Here is a 22,849-nt window from a genome sequence, read left to right on the forward strand (position 1 = left end):
GGGGTAGGTTAGTCTCAGGAGATCGGCCTTGCCGGTCTCGCTCTGTGGCGTCTTCCCCGACGATGACTCGAAAGGCCGCGCGGCGATCCGCGCGGCCTCTCTTTTTGCCTCGCTGGAGCCTTACTTTGGCCCGAAGCGCGACCGCAGACAGTGGTGGCCGGTTTCTGCGATAGTCGCGCTTCCAAGTTTGGTGGGGCGAGCCCGCTGATCCGGTTCAGATCAAAGATCTGAACCGGGCAGGCTCTATCGCGTTGCCAAGCTGTCGGGGGAGGGGGTATCTCAACCCCCTCTTGAATTCCCGGAGTTTCCAAGCTGATGCGCTTATCGCGCTATTTCCTGCCGGTGCTGAAGGAAGCACCGTCCGACGCCCAGATCGTTTCGCACCAGCTGATGCTCCGCGCCGGCATGATCCGCCAGGAAGCGGCGGGCATCTATGCCTGGCTGCCGCTTGGCCTCAGGGTCCTGAACAAGATCGAGCAGATCGTCCGTGAGGAAATGGATCGCGCCGGCGCCATCGAGCTGCTGATGCCGACCATCCAACTGGCCGAGCTGTGGCGCGAAAGTGGTCGCTATGACGACTACGGCGACGAGATGCTGCGCATCACCGACCGTCACAAGCGTGAGCTGCTGTTTGGCCCCACGGCCGAGGAAGTCGTCACCGATATCTTCCGCGCCTCGGTCAAGAGCTACAAGGACCTGCCCAAGAACCTCTACAACATCCAGTGGAAGTTCCGGGACGAGCGCCGTCCGCGCTTCGGCGTGATGCGCGGCCGCGAGTTCTTCATGAAGGACGCCTACAGTTTCGACCTCGACGCCGACGGCGCGCGCAAGTCGTACAACCGTATGTTCGTGGCCTATCTGAACCTGTTCGCGCGGATGGGCCTGAAGGCCGTGCCGATGCGGGCCGACACGGGTCCGATCGGCGGCGACCTCAGCCACGAGTTCATCGTCCTGGCCGAGACCGGCGAAAGCGCCGTCTTCTGCCATAAGGACCTCGTCGAGATGCCGGCTCCGGGGCCGGACCTCGACTGGATCAACGGCGATCTGCAGCCGATCGTCAACGAGCGCACCGCGCTGTACGCCGCGACCGAGGAAATGCACGACGAAGCCGCCTTCAACGCCCTGCCGGAAGGTGATCGCCTCTCTGCGCGCGGTATCGAGGTCGGCCACATCTTCTCGTTCGGCACGAAGTACTCCGAACCGATGAGGGCCACCGTCCAAGGGCCTGACGGCCAGCAGGTCCCGGTGCAGATGGGCAGCTATGGCGTCGGCGTCTCGCGCCTGCTGGGCGCGATCATCGAGGCCAGCCACGACGAGGGTGGCATCATCTGGCCGGAAAGCGTCGCGCCGTTCGACGTCGGCATCGTCAACATGCGCCAGGGCGACGCGGCCTGCGACGCGGCCTGTGAGACCGCTTACAACGCGCTCAAGGCCGCTGGCCGAGACGTGCTGTACGACGACACCGACGCCCGCGGCGGCGCCAAGTTCGCCACCATGGACCTGATCGGCCTGCCTTGGCAGCTGATCGTCGGCCCCAAGGGCATCGCCGAGGGTGTCGTCGAGATCAAGCACCGCAAGACCGGCGAGCGTCACACCGCCTCGCTGGAGTCCGTCCTCGACGGCCTGACCAAGAGCAAGACCGCCTGATGGCAGACGCCCACGCCGCCGGTCCTTTCAGCCGCTGGGAGCGCTCGGTCGCTCGCCGGTATCTGTTCGCCAAGCGCAAGAACGGCGGCGTGGCGCTGATCTCGATCATCTCGTTCTGCGCGGTGATGCTGGCGGTCTTCGCCCTCATCACCGTGATGAGCGTCATGAACGGCTTTCGGGCCGAACTATTGGGCCGGATCCTCGGCTTCAACGGTCATCTCTACGCCCAGTCGCCGCTGATCAACGGACCCGACCGAGACACGATCATCCGGCGGATCAAGGCCGCACCGGGCGTTGTTCAGGCCGCACCGATGGTTGAGGCCCAGGCCATGGTCATCGGTCCGACCCAGGTGACCGGCGCGATCGTGCGTGGCGTCACGCCTTCGGATCTGCGGCAGATGTCGCTAATCGCTGGAAACATCAAGCAGGGCTCACTGGCCGGCTTTGGCGAGGGCGAATACGGCGGCGACACCGTCCTGATCGGTGACCGCATGGCGCTGAGCCTGGGCGTGCGCCCCGGCGACGCGATCACCTTGATCTCTCCGTCTGGGCCCGCGACCGCGTTCGGCAGCTCGACCCGAGAGAAGAACTATATCGTCGGCGGCGTCTTCAGCGTCGGCATGAGCCAGTTCGACGAAGCCTTCGTCTACATGCCGCTGGAGCAGGCCCAGCTGTTCTTCGGGCGCGACACCTCGATCGACTATGTCGAGATCAAGGTCGACGATCCCGACAAGGCCATAGACTATAAGCACGCCGTCGAAGTGGCCAGCGGCCCTGGCGCGCTGGTCACGGACTGGGTCGAGAAGAACCAAAGCTACTTCAATGCCCTCCAGGTCGAGCGGAAGGTGATGCGGCTGATCCTGGGGTGCATCGTGGCGATCGCCACGCTGAACATCATCTCCAGCCTGGTCATGCTGGTGAAGAACAAGGGCAAGGACATCGCCATCCTGCGGACCATGGGTGCAGGGCAGGGCGCGATCCTGCGCATCTTCCTGATGGCCGGCGCTTCGATTGGGGTGGCCGGCACCTTGAGCGGTTTGGCCCTGGGCGCACTGTTCTGCACCTACATCACGCCCATCCAGAACTTCGTTGAATGGGCGACCGGCACGGCCGTGTTCAGCGCCGATGTCTACATGCTCTCGCACATCCCGGCGAAGATCGACTGGGTTGAGGTCGCCGGCATCGTTACGGCCTCGGCCCTGATGAGCTTGCTTGCGACCCTGCCGCCCGCCTGGCGGGCCTCGCGCCTCGATCCGGTGGAGGCGCTTCGCTATGAGTGATCCGATACAGCCCTCGCCCATTTTGTCCCTGCGCGGGGTCGAGCGGGTCTACAAGACCGAGGCGGGCTCGCTGCCGGTGCTTCGCGGCGTCGATCTCGAGGTCTATCCCGGCGAGGTCGTCGGGCTGATCGGTCCTTCGGGCTCGGGCAAGTCGTCACTGTTGCACTCGGCCGGTCTGCTTGAGCACCCGGACGCTGGTGCGGTGGCGCTTCAAGGGCGCGACTGCTCCAAGCTGTCCGAGCGTCTTCGCACCCGTATTCGCTTGGGCACGGTGGGTTTCGTCTATCAGTTCCACCACCTGCTGCCCGAGTTCACCGCGCTGGAAAACGTGGCCTTGCCGCTTTCGATCGCCGGCAAAGGCCAGCGCGAGGCCGAGACGCGGGCCAAGGAGCTCCTGGAAGGGCTGGGCCTTGGGCATCGCCTCGACCATCAGCCGGCTCAGATGTCGGGCGGCGAGCAGCAGCGCGTAGCGATCGCCCGGGCGTTGGCCAACCGGCCGAAGCTCCTCTTGGCCGATGAACCCACCGGCAACCTCGACCCTGCGACGTCTGCGGCCGTGTTCCAATCGCTTTATGACGTCGCGCGCCAGGAAGGTGTCGCCGCCCTGATCGCCACGCACAATATGGAATTGGCCCGCTATATGGACCGCGTGCTGGCGCTGAAGGACGGCCACCTGGAGGCGCGGGCCTTCTCGTAGCGGCCTAGAGAAGCGCCTGCTTCATAGCAGCGAAGAAGCCGGCCTGGTCGATGCGCTTGATCACCCGCGCGTTCGGCGCCCGGCGCTTCAGCGCCGGGTCGGCGATCTCGATGTCGGGCAGGATCGCGTGCGAGACGCTGAGATACCCCCGCGTCAGCTCGCCCATGGTCTCGACGTCGACCACGCAGCGCTCGCTCTCCAGGATCAGGCTTTCGTCCAGGGCGACGGCGCAGGTCAGGGCGTCGGGGTGGAGGCTGCCGTCCAGGCCTTCCGTTTCGCGGGCAAAGGCGAGGGAGGCGCGGTTCACGTCGGTGAAGAACTTGGCCTTCGGCGTGCCCAACGCCTCAAGCTCCGCCAGTTGCGCGCTCGTGAAGAGGCCGTCCTGCAACGTCTGTGTCCAGGTCACGATCGACATGTCGAAGCCGGCGTTGATGACAATCTTAGCCGCCTCGGGATCGACATAGAGGTTGTACTCAGCCGCCGGCGTGACGTTACCGACGCCATTGTCCGTGCCACCCATGATCCACAGATGCTTCAGCGCCTTGGCGATGCGCGGCTCGCGCAGATAGGCCAGAGCGATATTGGTCAGCGGGGCCTGCGCAAGCAGGGTGATCTCGCCAGGCGCGGCCATGATCCGCCGCACCAGTTCATCGACCGCGTGGCCGTCGGCCGGACGTTGCGCGGCCTTCGGGAAATGGCTGTCGCTCATGCCATCGTGGCCGAAGACATAGGCCGCGTCGAGCGGGGCGCGGGTGAAGGGGCGCTCGGCGCCGAGATAGACCGGCGCGCCGGCCTTGCCGCAACGCTCCAGCGTCACCAGTGCGTTCTCGGTGTGTTGGACGAAGCCCACATTGCCGTGGGCGATGGTGATCGCTTCGACCTCCACGCCGGGGCGGGTGAGGGCGAGCATCAGCGAGAACACGTCGTCGCCGGCGGTGTCTGTGTCGATGATCAGGCGCATGGCGACGGTTTGGCGTGATCCGCTGGAATTGGCCATAGGGCGGAAGCAGCAGCGCGGCGCTTGGCGGAAAATGTGTCACCCGCACAAGAACATCTTGTGAACGGAACAAAAGAAGAATATGGAACAAAACAAGAAATCTGTGGAGGTTCCGATGATCCGTGTCGCGAGAGAGTCTTTGGCGCTTGTTTCCGTCGTAAGCTTCGTCTGGATGATGTGCTCGGTCGCCCAGCTGGTGGCCTGAGTCGTGTAGGCGGAGGATCGGTCATGGCGGACGGGGAGGCTGACGGTTTCGTCCACCTGCGGGTCCGCTCGGCCTATTCGCTGCTGGAAGGCGCGATCAAGGCCGATCAGATCGGCAAGCTGGCGGCCGCCGGGGGCATGCCCGCGGCGGGTCTGGCGGACCGCGCTAACTTGTTCGGGGCGCTCGAATACTCGTCCTATGCCAAGGACGCGGGCGTTCAGCCGATCATCGGCTGCGCTCTGCCCGTGGTCGGCATCGGCGGCGGCCCGACCGAGCGTTGGGCGCGAGCGCCGACCGTGATGCTGCTGGCCCAGAACGAGCAGGGCTATCTCAACCTCTCCGAACTTTCTTCGATCGCCTATCTCGATAGCGCGGAATTGCCCGAGCCGGTCGTGCCCTGGGCCAAGGTCGTCGAATATAGCGACGGCCTAATCCTGCTGTCGGGCGGGACCGATGGGCCCGTCGACGCCCTGTTCGCCGCCGGCAAGGTGGCGGAGGCCTCGGCCGCCTTGGCTGAGATGCACCGCGTCTTCGGCGATCGCTTCTATGTCGAGCTCCAGCGCCATGGCCTACCCAAGCAGGCGGCCGCCGAGCCGGGCCTGGTCAACTGGGCCTACGACAACGACGTGCCGCTGGTCGCCACCAACGATGTCTATTTCGCCAAGCCGCAGTTCTACGAGGCGCACGACGCCTTGCTCTGCATTGCCGACGGCGCCTTTGTCGGCCAGGACGAGCGGCGGCGCGTCACGGGCGAGCACTGGTTCAAGCCGCCGGCCGATATGCGCAAGCTGTTCGCCGACCTGCCGGAAGCCTGCGACAACACCCTCGATATCGCCCGTCGCTGCGCCTTCATGGTGCACAAGCGCGCGCCAATCCTGCCCAGCTTCCCGACCGGCGACGGCCGCAACGAGGCCGAGGAGCTTCGTCACCAGGCGCGCGAGGGCCTGAAGATGCGCCTCGACGGGCTGACGCTGTCCGCCCCGGAGGACGACTACTGGAAGCGCCTCGAGTTCGAGCTCGACATCATCGAGAAGATGGGCTTCCCGGGCTACTTCCTGATCGTGTCGGACTTCATCAAATGGGGTAAGGCGCATGGCATCCCGGTCGGTCCTGGACGGGGGTCGGGCGCCGGTTCGCTGGTCGCCTGGGTGCTGACCATCACCGATCTTGATCCGCTGCGCTTTGGCCTGCTGTTCGAGCGCTTCCTCAATCCCGAGCGGGTCTCGATGCCCGACTTCGACGTCGACTTCTGCCAGGAGCGACGCGAAGAGGTGATCTCCTACGTGCAGGAGAAGTACGGCCGCGATCGCGTGGCCCAGATCATCACCTTCGGCTCGTTGCAGGCTCGCGCCGTGCTGCGCGATGTCGGCCGGGTGATGCAGCTGCCGCTGGGCCTGGTCGACCGCCTCTGTAAGATGGTGCCGAACAACCCCGCCGCGCCGGTGACCCTGGCCCAGGCGATCGACATCGAGCCACGCCTCAAGCAGGCGCGCGACGAGGACGCCAACGTCGCCAACTGCCTGAACGTCGCGCTGCAGCTGGAAGGCCTGTTCCGTAACGCCTCGACCCACGCCGCCGGCGTGGTGATCGGCGACCGGCCACTGACTCAACTGACGCCGCTTTACAAGGATCCGCGCTCGGACCTGCCCGCCACCCAGTTCAACATGAAGTGGGTCGAGAGCGCCGGCCTGGTAAAGTTCGACTTCCTGGGCCTGAAGACCCTGACGGTGTTGGACCGGGCGGTGAAGCACCTGAAGAAGCGCGGCTTCGAAATTGATCTCGGCAAGCTGCCGTTCGATGACGCCAAGACCTATGAGTTGCTTGCCTCCGGCCAGACGGTCGGCGTGTTCCAGCTCGAAAGTCAGGGCATGCGCGACACGCTGCGCAAGATGCGTTGTGGCTCGATCGAGGAGATCACGGCGCTGATTTCGCTATATCGACCGGGCCCGATGGACAACATCGACACCTTCGTCGACTGCAAGTTTGGCCGCAAACCCGTCGATACCCTGCACCCGTCGCTGGAGACGGTGCTGAAGGAGACTTATGGCGTCATCGTCTACCAGGAACAGGTGATGCAGATCGCCCAGATCCTGGCGGGCTACAGCCTGGGCGAAGCCGACCTTCTGCGCCGCGCCATGGGTAAGAAGAAGAAGGAGGAGATGGATCTCCAGAAGATCCGTTTCGTCTCCGGCGCCAAGGAAAAGAACGTCCCTGAGGAGCAGTCGGGCTCGATCTTCGAACTGGTGGCCAAGTTCGCCGGCTATGGCTTCAACAAGTCGCATGCCGCCGCCTACGCCTTTATCTCCTACCAGACGGCCTGGCTGAAGGCGAACGCGCCGGTTGAGTTCTTCGCCGCGTCTATGAGTCTCGACTTGTCGAACACCGACAAGCTGGCCGTCTTCCACCAGGACGCCCGCCGCTTCGGCATCACGGTCCGCGCGCCCGACGTGAACCGGTCGGGCGCCGACTTCGAGGTCGAGAACGGCGAGGTGCTGTACGCGCTGGGCGCGATCCGCAACGTCGGTCTTGAAGCCATGAAGCACCTTGTCGCGGTGCGCGAGGAAGGCGGACCGTTCCGCGACATCTTCGACTTCGTCGAACGCATTGACCCGCGTCAGGTCAATAAGCGGGCGATCGAGAACCTGGCCCGCGCCGGAGCGTTCGACACGTTCCACAAGAACCGCGCCCAGATCGCGGCCTCGGCCGATGTGCTGATCGCCCACGCCCAGAGTTGCCACGCCGACCGCCAAGGCGGGCAGGGCGGTCTGTTTGGTTCTGACTCCGGCGCCGGGCGTCCGCGCTTGGCCAAGACCGAGAACTGGAACCAGGTTGACCTGCTGGACGAGGAACTGTCAGCGGTCGGCTTCTACCTGACCGGCCACCCCTTGGAAGACATGGTCGGCATGCTGCGTCGGCGGCGCACGGCCATGCTGGCCGAGGCCATGGTGCAGGCCGAAGCCGGTATGGAGGCCTTCCGGATGTGCGGCATGGTCCGTCGTCGGCAGGAGCGGGCCTCGCAGAGCGGCGAAAAGTTCGCTTTCGTCTCGCTGTCGGACCCGACTGGCGAATACGAGGTGCTGTTCCCGCCGGAATCGTTGCGGAAGTGCCGCGATGTGCTGGAGCCGGGCAAGGCTGTGGCGATCAAGGTCCGCGCTAAGGCGCGTGATGGGGAGGTCCGCTTCTTCGGAGACGACGCCGAGCCCATCGAGAAAGCGATCGAGAACGTCGTCGCTGGCCTTCGCGTGCACCTGTCGCCCTCGGCGGCCGAGATCGACGCGTTGAAGCGCCGGCTAGAGCCCGCCCAGTCTCAGAAGGGCGGAGAGGTCACCTTCGTCGCCGCAATCGGCGGCGGGCGGGAGATCGAGCTGAGGTTGCCCGGCAGATACAGTCTCGACGCGGCATTGCGCGGGGCGTTGAAGACCGCGCCTGGCGTGGCGCTTCTAGAAGATGTTTAGGAAAATATTCCTATTTCTGGGGTGGCATCACGACGGTTGAGCCACTTGCCTGAGGCTGGCAGTCGTCGACGGAGTTAGAGATGGCGAGGCGCGAAGGCGGGTGTCAGTGCGGGCGGGTGCGGTTCACCGTCGACGTGGCGCTGGATAATCTGATTACCTGCAACTGTACTCGGTGCGGCAAGCTTGGCTCGATCCTTGCCTTCGCCGGAGCCCACGCCTTCGCTTTGTAGGCGGGGGGAGACGCCCTGACTGAGTACCGGTTCAATACCGATAAGATCTCGCACCTTTTCTGCGGGACGTGTGGCATCCAATCGTTCGGCCGTGGCGTCACGCCCGATGGTCAGCAGATGATTGCGGTGAACGTGCGCTGCCTCGACGAGATCGATGTGTTCGGCTTGAACCCGCAGCAGGTCGATGGAAGGTTCTTCTGACGAGATGTTCCGCTCGATTGTGGGACCGAGGGTGGCCCACGGCCAGGGGATCGGCCTTCCAGTGGCTGATTTGCATCGGGGTGAGCGCGCGCTTCTTCGAGGCAGGTGAAACCGTTTCGAGGCTGGCGACGCCGCCGCGCCGGGGACATGAGGTCAGGCTGGGCGATCTTGGCGTGGAAGGTCTGCGAGACCGCCCATTTATGTCCGCCAATCTTACCAAGCCGCAGCGCGGCCATTCAGAAGACCCGCACGGAAGAGCCGCCGCTCCGCTGCTTTGCCGCCTTTGACGATCACGGGCCTGTCGGCGGCGCGGAGGATCGGAAGATCGTCCATGCTGTCGGTATAGGCATAGGCCCACTGCACGCCATGGCCCGCTTCCGTCAGGGCCTGGCATTTGCGCTGATTGCGGCAGTGCATGTCCGCGATCCAACCGCCGAGGACGGGCTTCAACGATGTGCCGAGCACGTCCATTGGGCGGTCGAGAGTGCGCAGCAGCGCGTTCGCTAGACAGATCGGCGCGGCGGTGACGACCACGACGCGGTCGCCCGCCTCGACGTGGCTGTCCAGCGCGGCCAAGGCTTGAGCTTTCCAGGCGAGGTGGCGTGGCTTGTCGGCGAAGGCGTCGCAAGACGCGAGCAGCTGCTGTTCCGAAAGACCGACGGTGGCGATCCAGAGCAGAATCGAAGCGCCGAAACGGCGCATGAAGGGGAGGGCGACCATCGGTCCTGCGACCGGGGCGACTGCAAGCATGGCCAGAAGGCGCGGAGGCGATCGCTTTACGCGTTCCCACAGCCATAGCGCCGTGGAGTCGCCGCTCAGCAGCGTGCCATCCATGTCGAACACCGCGAGCATCGTCCTGCCTCGTGTCGCCTCCTTCAGTGAGCCACGCTCGCGTGGAAGATTTGCGACAATGTTCCCCCGTTCCTGTGGACGATCGCGACCACGCTGGCGGCTTCTGCCTCTGGAGCCTTGCGCGTCAAAACGGAATCGTTTTGACGCGATAACAAGACTCTAAATCAAACACTTAGAGCGTGACCCGTGCCGAAACCGGTTCCCACTTTCGGCGTCACGCTCTAGGACGACGTGGGCCCGCGACCGCCTGAAGGCGCCAGCGATCATATTTCACCGGCGACGAGGCGATGCGCGGGCTTGCTTTTTCGTTCCGCAGCGACTATTTGCGCGGCCATTCCACACGTGGACGTTCGGCTGCTTCGGGGAGACATCCCGGCGTCGCCGTTCCGGTCTCGCTCCAGAATGGTCTGGAACGGGGGGGTCCACGGAGGTTCAACCGGAAAAAGGATATAAGGCCCGATGGCTCTTCCCGAATTCTCCATGCGTCAGCTCCTGGAAGCCGGCGCTCACTTCGGTCACCAGACGCACCGCTGGAACCCGAAGATGGACCGCTACATCTTCGGTTCGCGTTCGAACATCCACATCATCGACCTGTCGCAGACGATCCCGCTGCTGCACCAAGCCCTGGTGAAGGTCCGTGAAGTCGCCGCCGCCGGCGGTCGCGTGCTGTTCGTCGGCACCAAGCGCCAGGCCAGCGACCCGGTCGCTACGGCCGCCAAGCGCTGCGCCCAGTACTACGTGAACCACCGCTGGCTCGGCGGCACCCTGACCAACTGGCGCACCGTCTCGGGCTCGATCGCTCGTCTTCGCGAGCTGGAAGGCGTTCTGGCCGGCGAAGCCCAAGGCCGCACCAAGAAGGAACTGCTTCAGCTGACGCGCGAGCGCGACAAGCTGGAACTGTCGCTGGGCGGCATCAAGGACATGGGCGGCATCCCCGACATCATGTTCGTGATCGACACCAACAAGGAAGCGATCGCGATCCTGGAAGCCCGCAAGCTGAACATCCCGGTCGTCGCCATCCTCGACACCAACTGCGATCCGGACGGCATCACCTATCCGATCCCGGGCAACGACGACGCCGCTCGCGCCCTGCAGCTTTACTGCGACCTGATTGCCGACGCCGTCCTGGACGGCCTGGCCGCCGGTCAAGCCGCCTCGGGCGTTGATCTGGGCGCTTCGGTCGCTCCGGTCGAGCCGGCCCTGGCTCGCGAGCTGGCTCCGGAAGCTCCGGCCGCCGAAGCTGTTCCGGCCTCCGAAGCTGCTCCGGTCGCCGAAGCGGCCCCGGAATCGGCCGAAGGCTGATTTCCCACGTGTCCCCGACCGGGCGGTCGCCCGGCGCGGGGACCGTCGCGACCCTGACATGCGACCGGGCTAATAAGCTCGGTCGCTAACCGTTTGAATCTGGAGATTTTCGATGGCTGAGATCACCGCCGCCCTCGTCAAGGAACTGCGCGAAAAGTCCGGCGTCGGCATGATGGACTGCAAGAAGGCGCTGGCTGAGAACAACGGCGACATCGAAGCGTCCATCGACTGGCTGCGCGCTAAGGGTCTGTCCAAGGCCGCCAAGAAGGCCGATCGCGCCGCTGCCGAAGGCCTAGTGGCCATCGCCGTTGTCGACCAAGGCGCGGGCGAAACCGCTACGGCGGTCGAAGTGAACGCCGAAACCGACTTCGTGTCGCGCAACGACCTGTTCCAGGGCGCCGCCCGTCAGATCGCCGGCGCCGCGCTCGGCACCGACGGTTCGGTCGAAGCGATCACCGCCGCCAAGCTCGCCGGCGGCGAGACCGCTCAGGACCACCTGACCAACCTGATCGCCACGATCGGCGAGAACATGATGGTCCGTCGCGCCGCCAAGTGGACGGTCGAGAACGGCGTCGTCGCCTCGTACATCCACAACGCCACCGCGCCGGACCTCGGCCGCATCGGCGTGCTGGTCGCCATCGAGTCGACCAGCGACAAGGCCGCCCTGCGCGAGCTGGGTCGCAAGATCGCCATGCACGTCGCGGCCACCGCGCCGCTGTCGCTGTCGCCGGACGATCTGGACCCGGCCGCCATCGAGCGTGAAAAGGCTGTCTTCACCGAGCAGGCCCTGGAATCGGGCAAGCCGCCGGCGGTCGTCGAAAAGATGATCGAAGGCCGCATCCGCAAGTTCCTGGAAGAAGTCGTGCTGCTGAAGCAAGCCTTCGTCATGAACCCGGACCAGACGGTCGAGCAGCTGGTCGCCGAGACCGCCAAGACCCTTGGCGCGCCGATCTCGGTGAAGGGCTTCACCCGTCTCGCCCTGGGCGAAGGCGTGGAGAAGAAGCAAGACGACTTCGCCGCCGAAGTCGCTTCGATGACCGGCCAAGGCTAAGGCCTGACGTCGGACGCCGCTCGGCGCCCGACAGACATTCAGGGCGCGGCGCGTTTTGACGCGCGCCGCGCCCTTTTTGCGCCTGTCGATCCGCGCGTGCGCGGCGGTTGGCAAAACACATCTCAGTTCTGTACAACGCACGTAATGTGCGTGCCGACGACTCAGGAATAGCGGTCCATGTCCGATACCAGCGCGCCCCAGAAATATCGCCGCATTCTGCTGAAGGTGTCGGGCGAGGTCCTGATGGGCGATACGCCCTACGGCATCGACACCAAGACCGTGCAATCGGTGGCCGACGATGTCGCCGAGATCGTCAAGTCAGGCGTCGAGCTTTGCCTGGTGATCGGCGGCGGCAACATCTTCCGCGGCATGGCCGGGGCGGCCAAGGGCATGGAACGCTCCAGCGCTGACTACATGGGCATGCTGGCCACAGTCATGAACGCCCTGGCCATGCAGGATGCTCTTGAGCGTATCGGTGTCGAGACGCGCGTGCAGTCGGCCATTCCGATGGCGACGGTCTGCGAGCCCTATATCCGCCGGCGCGCCCAGCGCCACCTGGAGAAGGGCCGCGTGGTGATCTTCGCCGCCGGCACTGGCAACCCGTTCTTCACGACCGATACGGCCGCCGCCCTTCGCGCCGCCGAGATGCAGTGCGACGCTCTGTTCAAGGGCACCAGCGTCGACGGCGTCTACACCGCCGATCCCAAGAAGGATCCGAAGGCCGAGCGTTACGACCGCCTGACCTATATGGACGTCTTGGCCAAGGACCTGCGCGTCATGGACGCCTCGGCCGTGGCGCTGATGCGCGACAGCAACATTCCGATCGTGGTCTTCTCGATCAAGGGGCGCGGCAATCTGCTGAACGTCCTGCGAGGCGAGGGGACCCATACCGTGGTCGCTAGCGACCGCGCCGCCGCCTAGTTTTCGAATAAGCGAGGAGAGCCCGTCATGGCCGCCGCCGAAAAACCTGTCCTGTCGCGCTATCGCGATCGCATGGACAAGGCCGTCGCCGCTCTGAAAGAAGAGTTTGGCAGCCTGCGCACTGGCCGCGCTTCGGCCAGTCTTTTGGACCAGATCATGGTCGAGGCCTACGGCTCGACCACCCCGCTGAACGCGGTGGCCTCGGTCAGCGTGCCCGAGCCGCGCCAGATCAATGTCAGCGTCTGGGATCGCGGTGTCGTGGTCTCGGTCGAAAAGGCGATCCGCGCTTCGGGCCTGGGCCTGAACCCGGTCGTCGAAGGCCAGAACCTGCGTATCCCGATCCCGCCGCTGACCGAGGAGCGCCGCAAGGACCTCCAGAAGATCGCCGGAAAGTACGCTGAGCAGCAGAAGATCGCCGTTCGTAACGTTCGTCGTGACGCCAACGACGATCTGAAGAAGGCGGAGAAGGACGGCGCCATCTCCGAGGACGAGCGCAAGAAGATGGAAACCGAGGTCCAGAAGATGACCGACGAAGCCATCAAGCGCGTCGACGAGGCCTTGAAAACCAAAGAGCAAGAGATCATGCAGGTCTAATCGTCCTTCCTGTTGTGTGGGGAGAGGACGAGGGAAGGTTGAAGCGGATGTCGCCGACCACCGGCTTGCAGGACGTTTCGGCGCGCGCCGGAGGAGGCGCGCCCGATCAGCGGCTGCATGTGGCCATTATCATGGATGGCAATGGCCGCTGGGCGAAGCAGCGGGGGATGCCGCGCGTCCTTGGTCATAGGGCCGGGGTCAACGCTCTCAAGCGGACCGTAGAAGGCGCCCAGAGCCAGAACGTCGGCGTACTGACGGTCTTTGGATTCTCGACCGAGAACTGGCGTCGGCCGGCCCATGAGGTCTCTGAGCTGATGAGTCTGCTCAAGGCCTACGTGGAGTCGGATCTGGAGCGGCTGGCGCGGGCTGGGGTCCGGGTGCGCATCATCGGCCGTCGCACTGGCCTGTCCGCTGACATCGCCGAGGTGATCGAGCGAGCGGAGAGGCGTACTGCCGAGAATACCGAGTTCGTGCTGCAGGTCGCCTTCAACTATGGCGGCCAGGCCGACATCGCCGACGCTGCGCGCGCCTTCGCCGAGAAGGTGGCTCGGGGCGAGGCCAACCCTGAGGACCTGACCGAGGAGACCTTCGGCCAGCTGTTGTCGACCGCCGCCGCCCCGGCGCCCGATCTGATCGTGCGAACCAGTGGCGAGCGCCGAATCTCGAACTTCCTGCTCTGGGACAGCGCCTACGCCGAACTGGTGTTCCAGGATGTGCTTTGGCCTGACTATGGCCCTGAGGCCCTCGCGGCCGCGATCGCTGAATATCGCCGTCGGGATCGACGCTATGGAGGGGTCGCGGCCGATGACGTCGCCGTCGCCGGCTAAGCGCTTTAACTGGGGCAATCTTCGAATGCGCGTGGTGTCAGCCACCGTGCTCGTGCCTACGGTCGTGGCCGCCGTCTGGTTGGGCGGCTTTTGGATTCTGGCGCTCGCGCTGGTCTGCGTCGCCTTGCTGGCGCGGGAGTGGGGCAAGATTAGCGCCCCCAAGGCTCCGCGCGCCGTCGGCGCCGTCGTCGGCGTCTTTTGCGCCATGGCGGTGATCGCCGCCTTCCTGCATCAGTTCCTGATCGCTTGGACCGTCGTGTTGGTTGGGGCTTTCCTGGCCGGACTGATCGCGCGCGGCGCCGTCGAGCGCCGGGCCGACGCCGCCTATGGCGTCGTCTATATCGCGCCCGCCGTGATCGCCTTGGTCTGGGTGCGCTCCCTGCCGGATGGTCTCTGGTGGACCCTGCTGCTGTTCGTGGTCACCTGGTTCGCGGACATCTTCGCCTACGTCGCAGGCAGCATCTTCAAGGGACCCAAGCTCTGGCCGCAGATTTCGCCCAACAAGACCTGGGCAGGGTTCGTGGGCGGTCTGGTGGCCGCGACGATCGGCGCCGTCCTGGTGGCCCATTTCGCCCAGCTGAAGCTGGTCTGGCCGGCAGCAGCGCTGGTCGGCTTCCTCGGCGGCCTGGCGACCATGGCCGGCGACCTCTGGGAATCGATGCTTAAGCGCCGCTTTGGCGTCAAGGACAGCGGCGACATCATTCCGGGCCACGGCGGTCTTCTGGACCGCGTCGACGGCTTGATGTTTGCGGCCATCGTCATCGCCGCCGTGCGCCTCGTCGATCACTGGGGATGGGCGCATTGACCTCGCCACGCAAGGTGGTGGTGCTGGGCTCGACCGGATCGATCGGCCTTTCGACCTTGAGCCTTTTTGAAGAGTCCGGCGCGCCGGTCGAAATCCTGGCGCTGACGGCTGGAGGCAATGTCGACCGCCTGGTCGAGCAGGCCCTACGCTGGCGTCCGCAAGTCGCGGTCATCCAGGATGAGACCAAACTTGAAGCGCTGAGTCATGCCTTGACCGGTAGCAGCGTTCGCGCCGCCGCAGGCTCCGCGGCGATTATCGAGGCCGCCGCCATGGGGGCGGACTGGGTGATGTCGGCCATCGTTGGCGCGGCGGGTCTGGCCCCTACTGTGGCGGCGGCTCGGACCGGCGCGGTGATCGCCCTAGCCAACAAGGAAAGCCTTGTCTGCGCGGGTCCCGCGCTGTTGGCGATCGCAAAGGCGGCGGGCGGCTCGGTGATTCCCGTCGACTCCGAGCACTCGGCGATTTTCCAGGTGCTGCAACCCGACTGCGCGCATCGGGTCGCACGGCTGATCCTCACGGCCTCTGGGGGGCCTTTCCGCACTTGGGACAAGGCGGCAATGCTCGCCGCGACGCCAGAGCAGGCCGTCGCCCATCCCAACTGGTCGATGGGCGCCAAGATTTCGGTCGATTCCGCGACGATGATGAATAAGGGGCTCGAGATGATTGAAGCCTCCTACTTGTTCGGAACGCCAGAAGACCGTGTCGACGTCGTGATCCACCCGCAGTCCGTGATCCATAGCCTGGTGGAATACGTTGACGGCTCCACGCTCGCTCAGCTGGGCCCTCCGGACATGCGCAGCCCGATTGCTTGTGCGTTTTCCTGGCCTGATCGACTGCCCTGGCCGGCGCCGCGTCTCGATCTCGCCGCTTATGGCCAACTGACCTTCGAAACCCCGGACCTTGATCGCTTTCCTTCGATCGGCATCGCGCGCGAGGCGCTAAGGCTGGGCGGGGGCGCGCCGACCGCCATGAACGCCGCAAACGAAGTGGCCGTCGCCGCTTTCCTTGACCGGGAGATTGGCTTTCTCGATATTGCCGCCGCAGTGGCGGGAACCCTTGAGCGCATGAATAGCCTAGATGGGCTCTCCGTTGCGGAAGGTGACGCCGTCGACAATGCGATGATGATCGACGCCAGCGCTCGCCGCATTGCGGCCGAGGTTGTCACGCAAAAGCATCGGCGCTGATCGGGAGACCCGGCCATTCTATGACCGACGTGCTGTTCTACATCGTTCCGACGATCTTCGTATTGTCCATCGTGGTGACGATCCACGAGCTAGGCCACTTCTGGGTGGCTCGGGCCTGCGGAGTGGCGATCGAGTGTTTCTCGATCGGGTTCGGTCGGGCCCTGGTGTCTTGGCGCGACAAGCAAGGCGTCGAATGGCGCATCGCGGCGATTCCGTTGGGTGGCTACGTCCGTTTCGCCGGCGACGAGAACGCCGCCAGCGTACCTGACCAGGACGACCTGTCGGCCATGAAGCGCGCCATCATCGCCCGCGAGGGCGAGGCGGCCGTGAATCGCTATTTTCATTTCAAGCCGGTCTGGCAGCGGGCCTTAATCGCCGCTGCGGGCCCGATGGCCAATTTCATTCTCGCGATCCTGATCATGGCTGTGTTCCTGGTCATGATCGGCAATCCGCAGGGCCAGGCGACCGTGCGCGAGGTGCAGCCCAACTCGCCGGCGGCCCAGGCGGGTCTTCTGCCTGGCGATATTCTGCTGAAAGCCGACAAGACGCCGATCCGGGGCGCGAGCGATGTCAGCGCCTACATTTCACTCCGCGCCAAGATGCCGGTGGATCTCACCATCGAGCGGGCCGGGCGCATCCAGCGCGTGACGGTCGTGCCGGCTCTTGCCGAAAGCCGCGACGACATTCGCGGTCGGGTCAAGGAAGGCCGCATGGGTGTGGTGCTGGCCAGCGTGTCGCGGCTTGAAAAGTCCAGCGTCCTGACCGCGATCCCAGACGCCACCGTCGAGGTCTGGAACATGATCAAGACGATCGGGTTCTATCTCGGCCGTCTGGTCACCGGCCAAATGCCCGCGGACCAGATCAGCGGCATTATCGGTATTGGCCATACGGCCGGCGCCGTCACCAAGGCCAGCGCCGCCGGCGCGCCGGACCTGGCGACCATGGCGCTACGCGTCTTCGTTTCGTCCATGCTGTTGATCGCCAGCCTTTCTGTCAGCATTGGCTTTATGAACCTGCTGCCCATCCCTGTCCTCGATGGCGGTCATCTGCTGATGTACGCCTATGAGGCCATTGCCCGTCGTCCCTTGAGGGCGGATTTCCAAGCGGCCGGATTTCGCGCGGGGCTTGCCTTGATCCTGGGTTTCATGCTGTTCGCGGCGTGGAACGACCTCAACCGCTACGACGTGTTTAAATTCATCGGCGGCATGTTCACGTGAACGCCCGCCCTCCGTCCATGATTGGTCACATGAACAGATTCCGCGCCCAAAGCGCCGCGTTCGCCACCGGCGTTGCGCTTCTCCTCGGCTCGACGGCCCTGACAGCGCCGCAGCAGGCGTTCGCTCAGGCCGCCCAGACCGGGGTGGTGCAGCGCATTGTCGTCCAGGGCAACGAACGCATCGAGCAGGGCACGGTGCTGTCCTATCTGCCGATTCAGCCGGGTGACACGGTCGACTCCCAGCGCCTCGACCTGGCGCTGAAGACCCTGGCGCGCACCGATCTGTTCGCCGACGTGAAGATAGAAATGGTCGGCGGCGATCTCGTCGTGAAGGTGGTCGAGAACCCGATCATCAATCAGGTGGTCTTCGAGGGGAACTCGTCGCTCAAGGAAGACAAGCTGAAAGACGAAGTTCAGATTCGCCCCCGTGGCATCTTTACCCGCGCCAAGGTGCAGGCGGATGTCCAGCGAATCATCGAGCTTTATCGTCGCTCCGGCCGCATCTCGGCGACCGTGACACCCAAGGTGGTCGAGCTGCCGCAAAAGCGTGTCGACCTGGTGTTCGAGATCAGCGAAGGCCCCAAGAGCGGCGTCTTGGGTATCAATTTCCTCGGCAATTCCGAGTACTCGGACAATGACCTCCGAGACGTCGTCGTGACCAAGGAGAGCCACTGGTACAAGTTTCTGACCAGCAACGACAACTATGATCCCGATCGGATCGAGTACGACCGCGAGCAGCTGCGCAAGCATTACCGCAACCGTGGCTTCTTCGACTTCCGAGTTGTCTCGTCGGTCGCTGAGCTGGCGCCGGACAAGAACGGCTTCGCCGTCACCTACACCTTGGACGAAGGTCCAGAGTACAAGTTCGGCAAGGTCACGGTCGATACCGAGCTCAAGAAGCTGGACGGAAACTTGCTGGCCCAGATCCTGCCGATCCGCGCCGGTCAGCTGTATGAGGACGAGAAGATCGAGCAGGCGACCGACGCCCTGACCTTCGCCGCAGGCGCGGCCGGCTTCGCTTTCGTCGACGTACGCCCGCGCTACGTGCCGAACCGCGAGACCAAGACGGTCGACGTCGTCTTCCAGGTGCGTGAGGGCCCGCGCGTTTATGTCGACCGCATCGACATCGTCGGCAACACTCGCACGCTCGATTACGTCCTGCGCCGCGAGCTGGAGGTCGCCGAGGGGGACGCTTACAACCGCGTTCTGGTTGACCGATCGAAGAACAACATCCGCCGTTTGGGCTTCTTCAAGGAAGTCGAGATCGAAGATGCGCCCGGCTCGGCTCCGGACCGCACCAGCCTGCGGGTCAAGGTCGAAGAGCAGCCCACGGGCGAGCTGTCGTTCAGCGCCGGCTATAGCTCGGTCGACAAGCTGGTTTTGGATGTTGGCATCACCGAGCGGAACTTCCGCGGACGCGGCCAGAACTTCCGCGCACGCGCGTCGGTCGGCTCTCTGCGTCAACAGATTGATTTCGGCTTCTCCGAGCCCCGGTTCCTGGGGCGCAATCTGGTCGCCGGCGTGAACCTGTACACCTTCCGCTATGACCTGTCGGACTACGCGGCCTATGACACCAAGTCGATCGGCGGCGACATCCGTTTTGGCTTCCCGCTGACCAACGATGCGTCGATGAGCCTGCGCTATACGATCCGCCAGGACGATGTCAGCGTCGCTGACAGCCTCTGCACCAGCGGCTCGGTCTCGCAGATCCTCTGCTTGCAGCGCGGCGCCTACATCACCTCGATGATCGGCTATGGTCTGCGCATCGACAAGCGGAACGACCCGATCAATCCGACCCGCGGCTGGTTCGCCGATCTGAACCAGGACCTCGCCGGCATCGGCGGCGACGTGAAGTACCTGAAAACCGAAGCCGACGCCGGCTGGTACTGGGGCTTCACCAAGGACCTGGTGTTCAGCGCCACCGGCTCGGTCGGTTACATCCAGGGCTGGGGCGGCGACAATGTCCGCATCAACGACCGCTTCTATCGCGGCGGGACCTCGTTCCGTGGCTTTGAGATCGCCGGCATTGGTCCGCGCGATGTCTCGAGCACGAACAACTCGCTTGGGGCGAAGCTCTATGCGATCAGCACGTTCGAGCTGACCGTTCCGACCTTCTTGCCTGAGCAGTACGGCATCAAGGCCGCGCTGTTCAGCGACGTCGGTACGGCTGGTCTTCTGGATGATGAGGATCGCCAAAGCTCGGCCGGCGTTTTCGACCCGAACATCAAGGATAACCTTGGCCTGCGTGCCTCGGCGGGTGTCTCCATCGACTGGAAGTCTCCCATGGGGCCCATCCGGTTCGATATCAGCCGCATTCTGGCCAAGGAAAGCTACGACCGAACCGAAACGTTCCGGTTCTCCACCTCCACAAGGTTCTAACAAACATGTCCAAGTTCCTGTCTGCGGCCGCTTCCAGCGTTGTCGCCCTCGCCATCGCGACCAGCGCTTCGGCTCAAACGGCTCCGGCCGCTCCGGCCGCCGCTCCGGCGGCTCCGGCCGTGACCCACGGCCCGGCTCTGACTGGCGTTTGCATCTTCTCCGACAAGCGCGCGGTTGGCCAATCGCTGGTCGGCAAGGCGGTGGACGCGCGCCTGAGAACCATCGCACAGCAAGTTCAGGCTGAACTGAGCACCGAGCGCACGACTCTGGAGAACGAAGCCAAGGCTCTTGAGTCCAAGCGCGCGACCCTGGCCCAGGACGCCCAAGAGCAGCAGGGCGCGGCCCTGCAGGTCAAGGCCAACGCCTGGCAGCGCAAGGCGCAGCTGCGCCAGCGCGAGGTCGAGGCGACCGAGCAGAAGGCGCTGTCGCGCGTCTATCAAGAGATGGATACGCCGATCCGTCAGGTCTATCAGACCCAGAAGTGCAGCCTGCTGCTCGATCGCGACTCCGTGATGCTGGCGAATGAAGCGATGGACATCACCCCTGGCGTGATCGCGGCGCTGGACGCCCGCATCAAGACCCTGACTTTCGACCGCGAACGCCTGGACCAGCAGGTCCCGGGCGCTCAAGCTCTGCAACCGACCAATAAGTAAGCGAATCGTCTCCTTTGGGGTTACCTAGGGGAATTGTATTCGCCGTGAGGAGCCATGCCGGACCCGCGTTTCTTCGATAGCCTGGGTCCGGCATCGCTTTCCGAGTTGGCCCGGGTTGGCGTCGCCGAACTGGCGGACGCGGCCTTGGGCGACCGCCAGATCGTCACCGCCGCGCCGTTGGACACTGCCGACGCCAAGGCGATTGCCTTCTTCTCTGACGCCAAGCGCAAAGACGCCGCCACCACGACGCGCGCGGGGGCGTGTTTCGTGCGTTCGGAACATCGCGACCTTCTTCCGCCGACCTGCGCGGTGTTGATCACCCGACATCCTCAGGCGGCATGGGCCGCAGCCGTGGCGCTTCTTCACGCGCCCCGTCGGCATGAACCAACGGCTTGTCTGCTCCACGACCAAGCTTTGCTGGAGGATGGTGTTGTGCTGTCGCCGGGCGTGACGATCGGGCAGGGGGCTCGCGTCGGGCGCGGGACGCGGATCGCTCCAGGGGCTGTGATCGGTCCTGGCGTCGTCATCGGTCGCGACTGCGTGATCGGCCCGAACGTCGTGATCGGCTTCGCGTTGATCGGCGACAAGGTCTCGATCTCGGCCGGCGCCGTGATCGGGGAGGCTGGTTTCGGCGCGGCCGCTGGTCCGAGCGGCATGGTCGATCTGCCCCAGCTGGGGCGAGTGGTCATACAGGACAACGTTACGATCGGCGCCAATAGCTGCGTTGACCGCGGCGCCTTTGCCGACACGACGATCGGGGAGAACACCAAGATCGACAATCTGGTGCACGTCGCCCACAACGTCCGTGTCGGGCGCAATTGCGTACTAGCGGCCTTTACCGGCATTTCGGGCAGCACGACCGTAGGCGACGGGGTCGCGTTCGGCGGCAAGGCCGGGGTGGCCGACCATTTGAATATCGGTTCGGGCGCGAGCGTCGGGGCGGCCGCCTCGGTGTTCAAGGACGTGCCGGCGGGTGAAACATGGACGGGCTTTCCGGCGCGGCCGCTCAAGCGGTGGCTCAGAGAGACGGCCTGGCTGTCGCGCAGAGCGGGCAGCCGAACGACAAGGGGCGACGAATGAGCCAGAACGCCGACCAAGCGGTGCAAACCGACATCGACATCGCCGAGATTCTGGCGCGCATCCCGCACCGCTACCCGTTTCTGCTGGTCGACCGCGCCGAGGATTACAACGCCCACAAGTCGATCGTCGGCATCAAGTGCGTGACGGTCAACGAGCCGTTCTTCCAGGGGCATTTTCCCGGAAACCCGGTCATGCCCGGTGTTCTGATCATCGAGGCCCTGGCTCAGACCGGTGCGGTGTTGATGAGCAAGTCCTTGGAGGTCGACACCGAGGGCAAGACGATCTTCTTCATGTCCGTCGACAACGCCCGCTTCCGCACGCCCGTCCGCCCCGGCGACGTGCTGCGGATGGAGGTCGAGGTCGTGCGCGCTCGCTCGTCGATCTTCAAGTTCAAGGGCGTCGCCAAGGTCGGTGACAAGGTCGCCGCCGAGGTCGAGTTCGCCGCCATGGTCGTCGAGACGGGACCCAAGGCATGACGATCCACCCCACCGCCATCGTTGCGCCCGAGGCCAGGATTGCCTCGGACGTTGAGATCGGCCCCTACAGCATCGTCGGCCCAGACGTGACCCTGAACGCCGGCGTGCGCCTGCTGTCGCACGTCGTCGTGGAAGGCGCGACGACGCTCGGCGAGGGCTGCGTCGTGCATCCGTTCGCCAATCTGGGCGGACCGCCCCAGCACCTGGGTCACAAGGGTGAGCGCACGGAGCTGATCATCGGCCCGCGCAACATCATCCGCGAACACGTGACGATGCACACCGGCACGGCCTCGGGGAAGGGTGTGACGACGATCGGCGCCGACGGTCTCTACATGGTCGGCTCGCACGTCGCGCATGACTGCTCGGTCGGCGACTTCGTGGTGCTGGCCAAGGGCGCGACCCTGGGCGGTCACGTCGCCATCGGCGACTACGTCTTCATGGGCGGCCTGGCCGCCGCGCACCAGTTCTCGCGCATCGGCCGCTACAGCTTCATCGGCGGCCTGGCCGCCGTGACCAAGGACGTCATCCCGTACGGTTCGGTCTGGGGCAACCACGCTCACCTCGAAGGCCTGAACCTGGTCGGTCTCAAGCGTCGCGGCTTCTCACGCGAGACGATCAACGCCCTACGCGCCGCCTACCGCCTGCTGTTCGCCGACGAAGGCACCTTCCAGGAGCGCCTGGAGGACGTCGCCGAGATCCACGCCGGCAATCCCGAGGTCATGGAAATCGTCGACTTCATCCGTGCCGACGCTAATCGGCCCCTGTGCCTGCCCGAGCGGGAAGTCTAGGCTAAAGTC

Annotated in this window: 20 protein-coding genes; 18 read left to right on the top strand and 2 right to left on the bottom strand. The window is 64.8% G+C overall.

Annotated features, from left to right (window positions below; genetic code table 11):
* Positions 1–315 precede the first annotated feature (315 nt).
* From proS to CSW59_RS04185, 3 genes are read left to right on the top strand one after another with little or no spacing between them, the layout of a single operon-like run.
* Positions 316–1,647, top strand: a complete 1,332-nt coding sequence (gene proS, locus CSW59_RS04175; protein ID WP_099442846.1) for a proline--tRNA ligase — start codon at positions 316–318, stop codon at positions 1,645–1,647.
* A complete protein-coding gene (locus CSW59_RS04180; protein ID WP_099442847.1) occupies positions 1,647–2,927 on the top strand; it encodes a lipoprotein-releasing ABC transporter permease subunit in 1,281 nt (426 codons plus the stop codon). The genes proS and CSW59_RS04180 overlap by 1 nt, the downstream gene beginning before the upstream one ends.
* Positions 2,920–3,624 carry an ABC transporter ATP-binding protein gene (locus CSW59_RS04185; protein WP_099442848.1) on the top strand — a complete coding sequence of 235 codons (705 nt, stop codon included), beginning with the start codon at positions 2,920–2,922 and terminating at the stop codon, positions 3,622–3,624. The genes CSW59_RS04180 and CSW59_RS04185 overlap by 8 nt, the downstream gene beginning before the upstream one ends.
* Positions 3,625–3,628: 4 nt before the next feature.
* Here CSW59_RS04185 and CSW59_RS04190 read toward each other — a convergent pair whose 3' ends face one another.
* Positions 3,629–4,585, bottom strand: coding sequence for a nucleoside hydrolase (locus CSW59_RS04190; protein WP_099442849.1), 957 nt, complete (start codon positions 4,583–4,585; stop codon positions 3,629–3,631).
* A 151-nt stretch (positions 4,586–4,736) separates the two neighbouring features.
* On the opposite strand from CSW59_RS04190, the gene sidA reads away from it, so the two are divergent.
* Together sidA and dnaE are read left to right on the top strand one after the other, a co-directional pair.
* Positions 4,737–4,826, top strand: coding sequence for a cell division inhibitor SidA (gene sidA / locus CSW59_RS04195; protein WP_099442979.1), 90 nt, complete (start codon positions 4,737–4,739; stop codon positions 4,824–4,826).
* 23 nt (positions 4,827–4,849) lie between these two features.
* Complete coding sequence (gene dnaE, locus CSW59_RS04200) at positions 4,850–8,281, top strand: DNA polymerase III subunit alpha (RefSeq protein WP_099442850.1); 3,432 nt, start codon at positions 4,850–4,852, stop codon at positions 8,279–8,281.
* 644 nt (positions 8,282–8,925) lie between these two features.
* Here the strand turns inward: dnaE and CSW59_RS04210 are convergent.
* A complete protein-coding gene (locus CSW59_RS04210) occupies positions 8,926–9,564 on the bottom strand; it encodes a haloacid dehalogenase-like hydrolase (RefSeq protein WP_099442851.1) in 639 nt (212 codons plus the stop codon).
* A gap of 459 nt (positions 9,565–10,023) precedes the next feature.
* Between CSW59_RS04210 and rpsB the strand changes: the two genes are divergently transcribed.
* From rpsB to lpxA, 13 genes are all read left to right on the top strand, one after another.
* Entirely contained in the window at positions 10,024–10,866 is an 843-nt protein-coding gene (gene rpsB / locus CSW59_RS04220) for a 30S ribosomal protein S2 (protein ID WP_099442852.1), read from the top strand.
* A 112-nt stretch (positions 10,867–10,978) separates the two neighbouring features.
* On the top strand, positions 10,979–11,917 hold the full coding sequence (gene tsf / locus CSW59_RS04225; protein WP_099442853.1) for a translation elongation factor Ts: 939 nt from the start codon (positions 10,979–10,981) through the stop codon (positions 11,915–11,917).
* Positions 11,918–12,094: 177 nt separating this feature from the next.
* The gene (gene pyrH, locus CSW59_RS04230; protein ID WP_099442854.1) at positions 12,095–12,838 is read left to right on the top strand and encodes a UMP kinase; all 744 of its coding nucleotides are present in this window, start codon (positions 12,095–12,097) and stop codon (positions 12,836–12,838) included.
* A gap of 27 nt (positions 12,839–12,865) precedes the next feature.
* Positions 12,866–13,432: a ribosome recycling factor gene (gene frr / locus CSW59_RS04235; protein ID WP_099442855.1), complete on the top strand. Its 567-nt coding sequence runs from the start codon at positions 12,866–12,868 to the stop codon at positions 13,430–13,432.
* Positions 13,433–13,479: 47 nt separating this feature from the next.
* Positions 13,480–14,259 (top strand): polyprenyl diphosphate synthase, encoded by a 780-nt coding sequence (gene uppS / locus CSW59_RS04240; RefSeq protein ID WP_099442856.1) that lies wholly within the window; start codon positions 13,480–13,482, stop codon positions 14,257–14,259.
* A complete protein-coding gene (locus CSW59_RS04245) occupies positions 14,219–15,064 on the top strand; it encodes a phosphatidate cytidylyltransferase (RefSeq protein WP_099442857.1) in 846 nt (281 codons plus the stop codon). Before uppS ends, CSW59_RS04245 begins: the two co-directional genes overlap by 41 nt.
* The gene (dxr, locus tag CSW59_RS04250; protein ID WP_099442858.1) at positions 15,052–16,248 is read left to right on the top strand and encodes a 1-deoxy-D-xylulose-5-phosphate reductoisomerase; all 1,197 of its coding nucleotides are present in this window, start codon (positions 15,052–15,054) and stop codon (positions 16,246–16,248) included. The genes CSW59_RS04245 and dxr overlap by 13 nt, the downstream gene beginning before the upstream one ends.
* A 20-nt stretch (positions 16,249–16,268) precedes the next feature.
* The gene (locus CSW59_RS04255) at positions 16,269–17,465 is read left to right on the top strand and encodes an RIP metalloprotease (RefSeq protein WP_099442859.1); all 1,197 of its coding nucleotides are present in this window, start codon (positions 16,269–16,271) and stop codon (positions 17,463–17,465) included.
* A gap of 17 nt (positions 17,466–17,482) precedes the next feature.
* Positions 17,483–19,843, top strand: coding sequence for an outer membrane protein assembly factor BamA (gene bamA, locus CSW59_RS04260; protein ID WP_099442860.1), 2,361 nt, complete (start codon positions 17,483–17,485; stop codon positions 19,841–19,843).
* Between the two features lie 5 nt (positions 19,844–19,848).
* Entirely contained in the window at positions 19,849–20,496 is a 648-nt protein-coding gene (locus CSW59_RS04265; protein ID WP_099442861.1) for an OmpH family outer membrane protein, read from the top strand.
* 54 nt (positions 20,497–20,550) lie between these two features.
* A complete protein-coding gene (gene lpxD / locus CSW59_RS04270) occupies positions 20,551–21,576 on the top strand; it encodes a UDP-3-O-(3-hydroxymyristoyl)glucosamine N-acyltransferase (protein ID WP_099442862.1) in 1,026 nt (341 codons plus the stop codon).
* Entirely contained in the window at positions 21,573–22,052 is a 480-nt protein-coding gene (gene fabZ, locus CSW59_RS04275) for a 3-hydroxyacyl-ACP dehydratase FabZ (protein WP_099442863.1), read from the top strand. The genes lpxD and fabZ overlap by 4 nt, the downstream gene beginning before the upstream one ends.
* Positions 22,049–22,840, top strand: a complete 792-nt coding sequence (lpxA, locus tag CSW59_RS04280) for an acyl-ACP--UDP-N-acetylglucosamine O-acyltransferase (RefSeq protein ID WP_099442864.1) — start codon at positions 22,049–22,051, stop codon at positions 22,838–22,840. The genes fabZ and lpxA overlap by 4 nt, the downstream gene beginning before the upstream one ends.
* Positions 22,841–22,849 lie beyond the last annotated feature (9 nt).

Origin of the sequence: Caulobacter sp. BP25 (genome assembly GCF_002737755.1) — a bacterium.
In the GTDB taxonomy this organism is placed as follows: domain Bacteria; phylum Pseudomonadota; class Alphaproteobacteria; order Caulobacterales; family Caulobacteraceae; genus Caulobacter.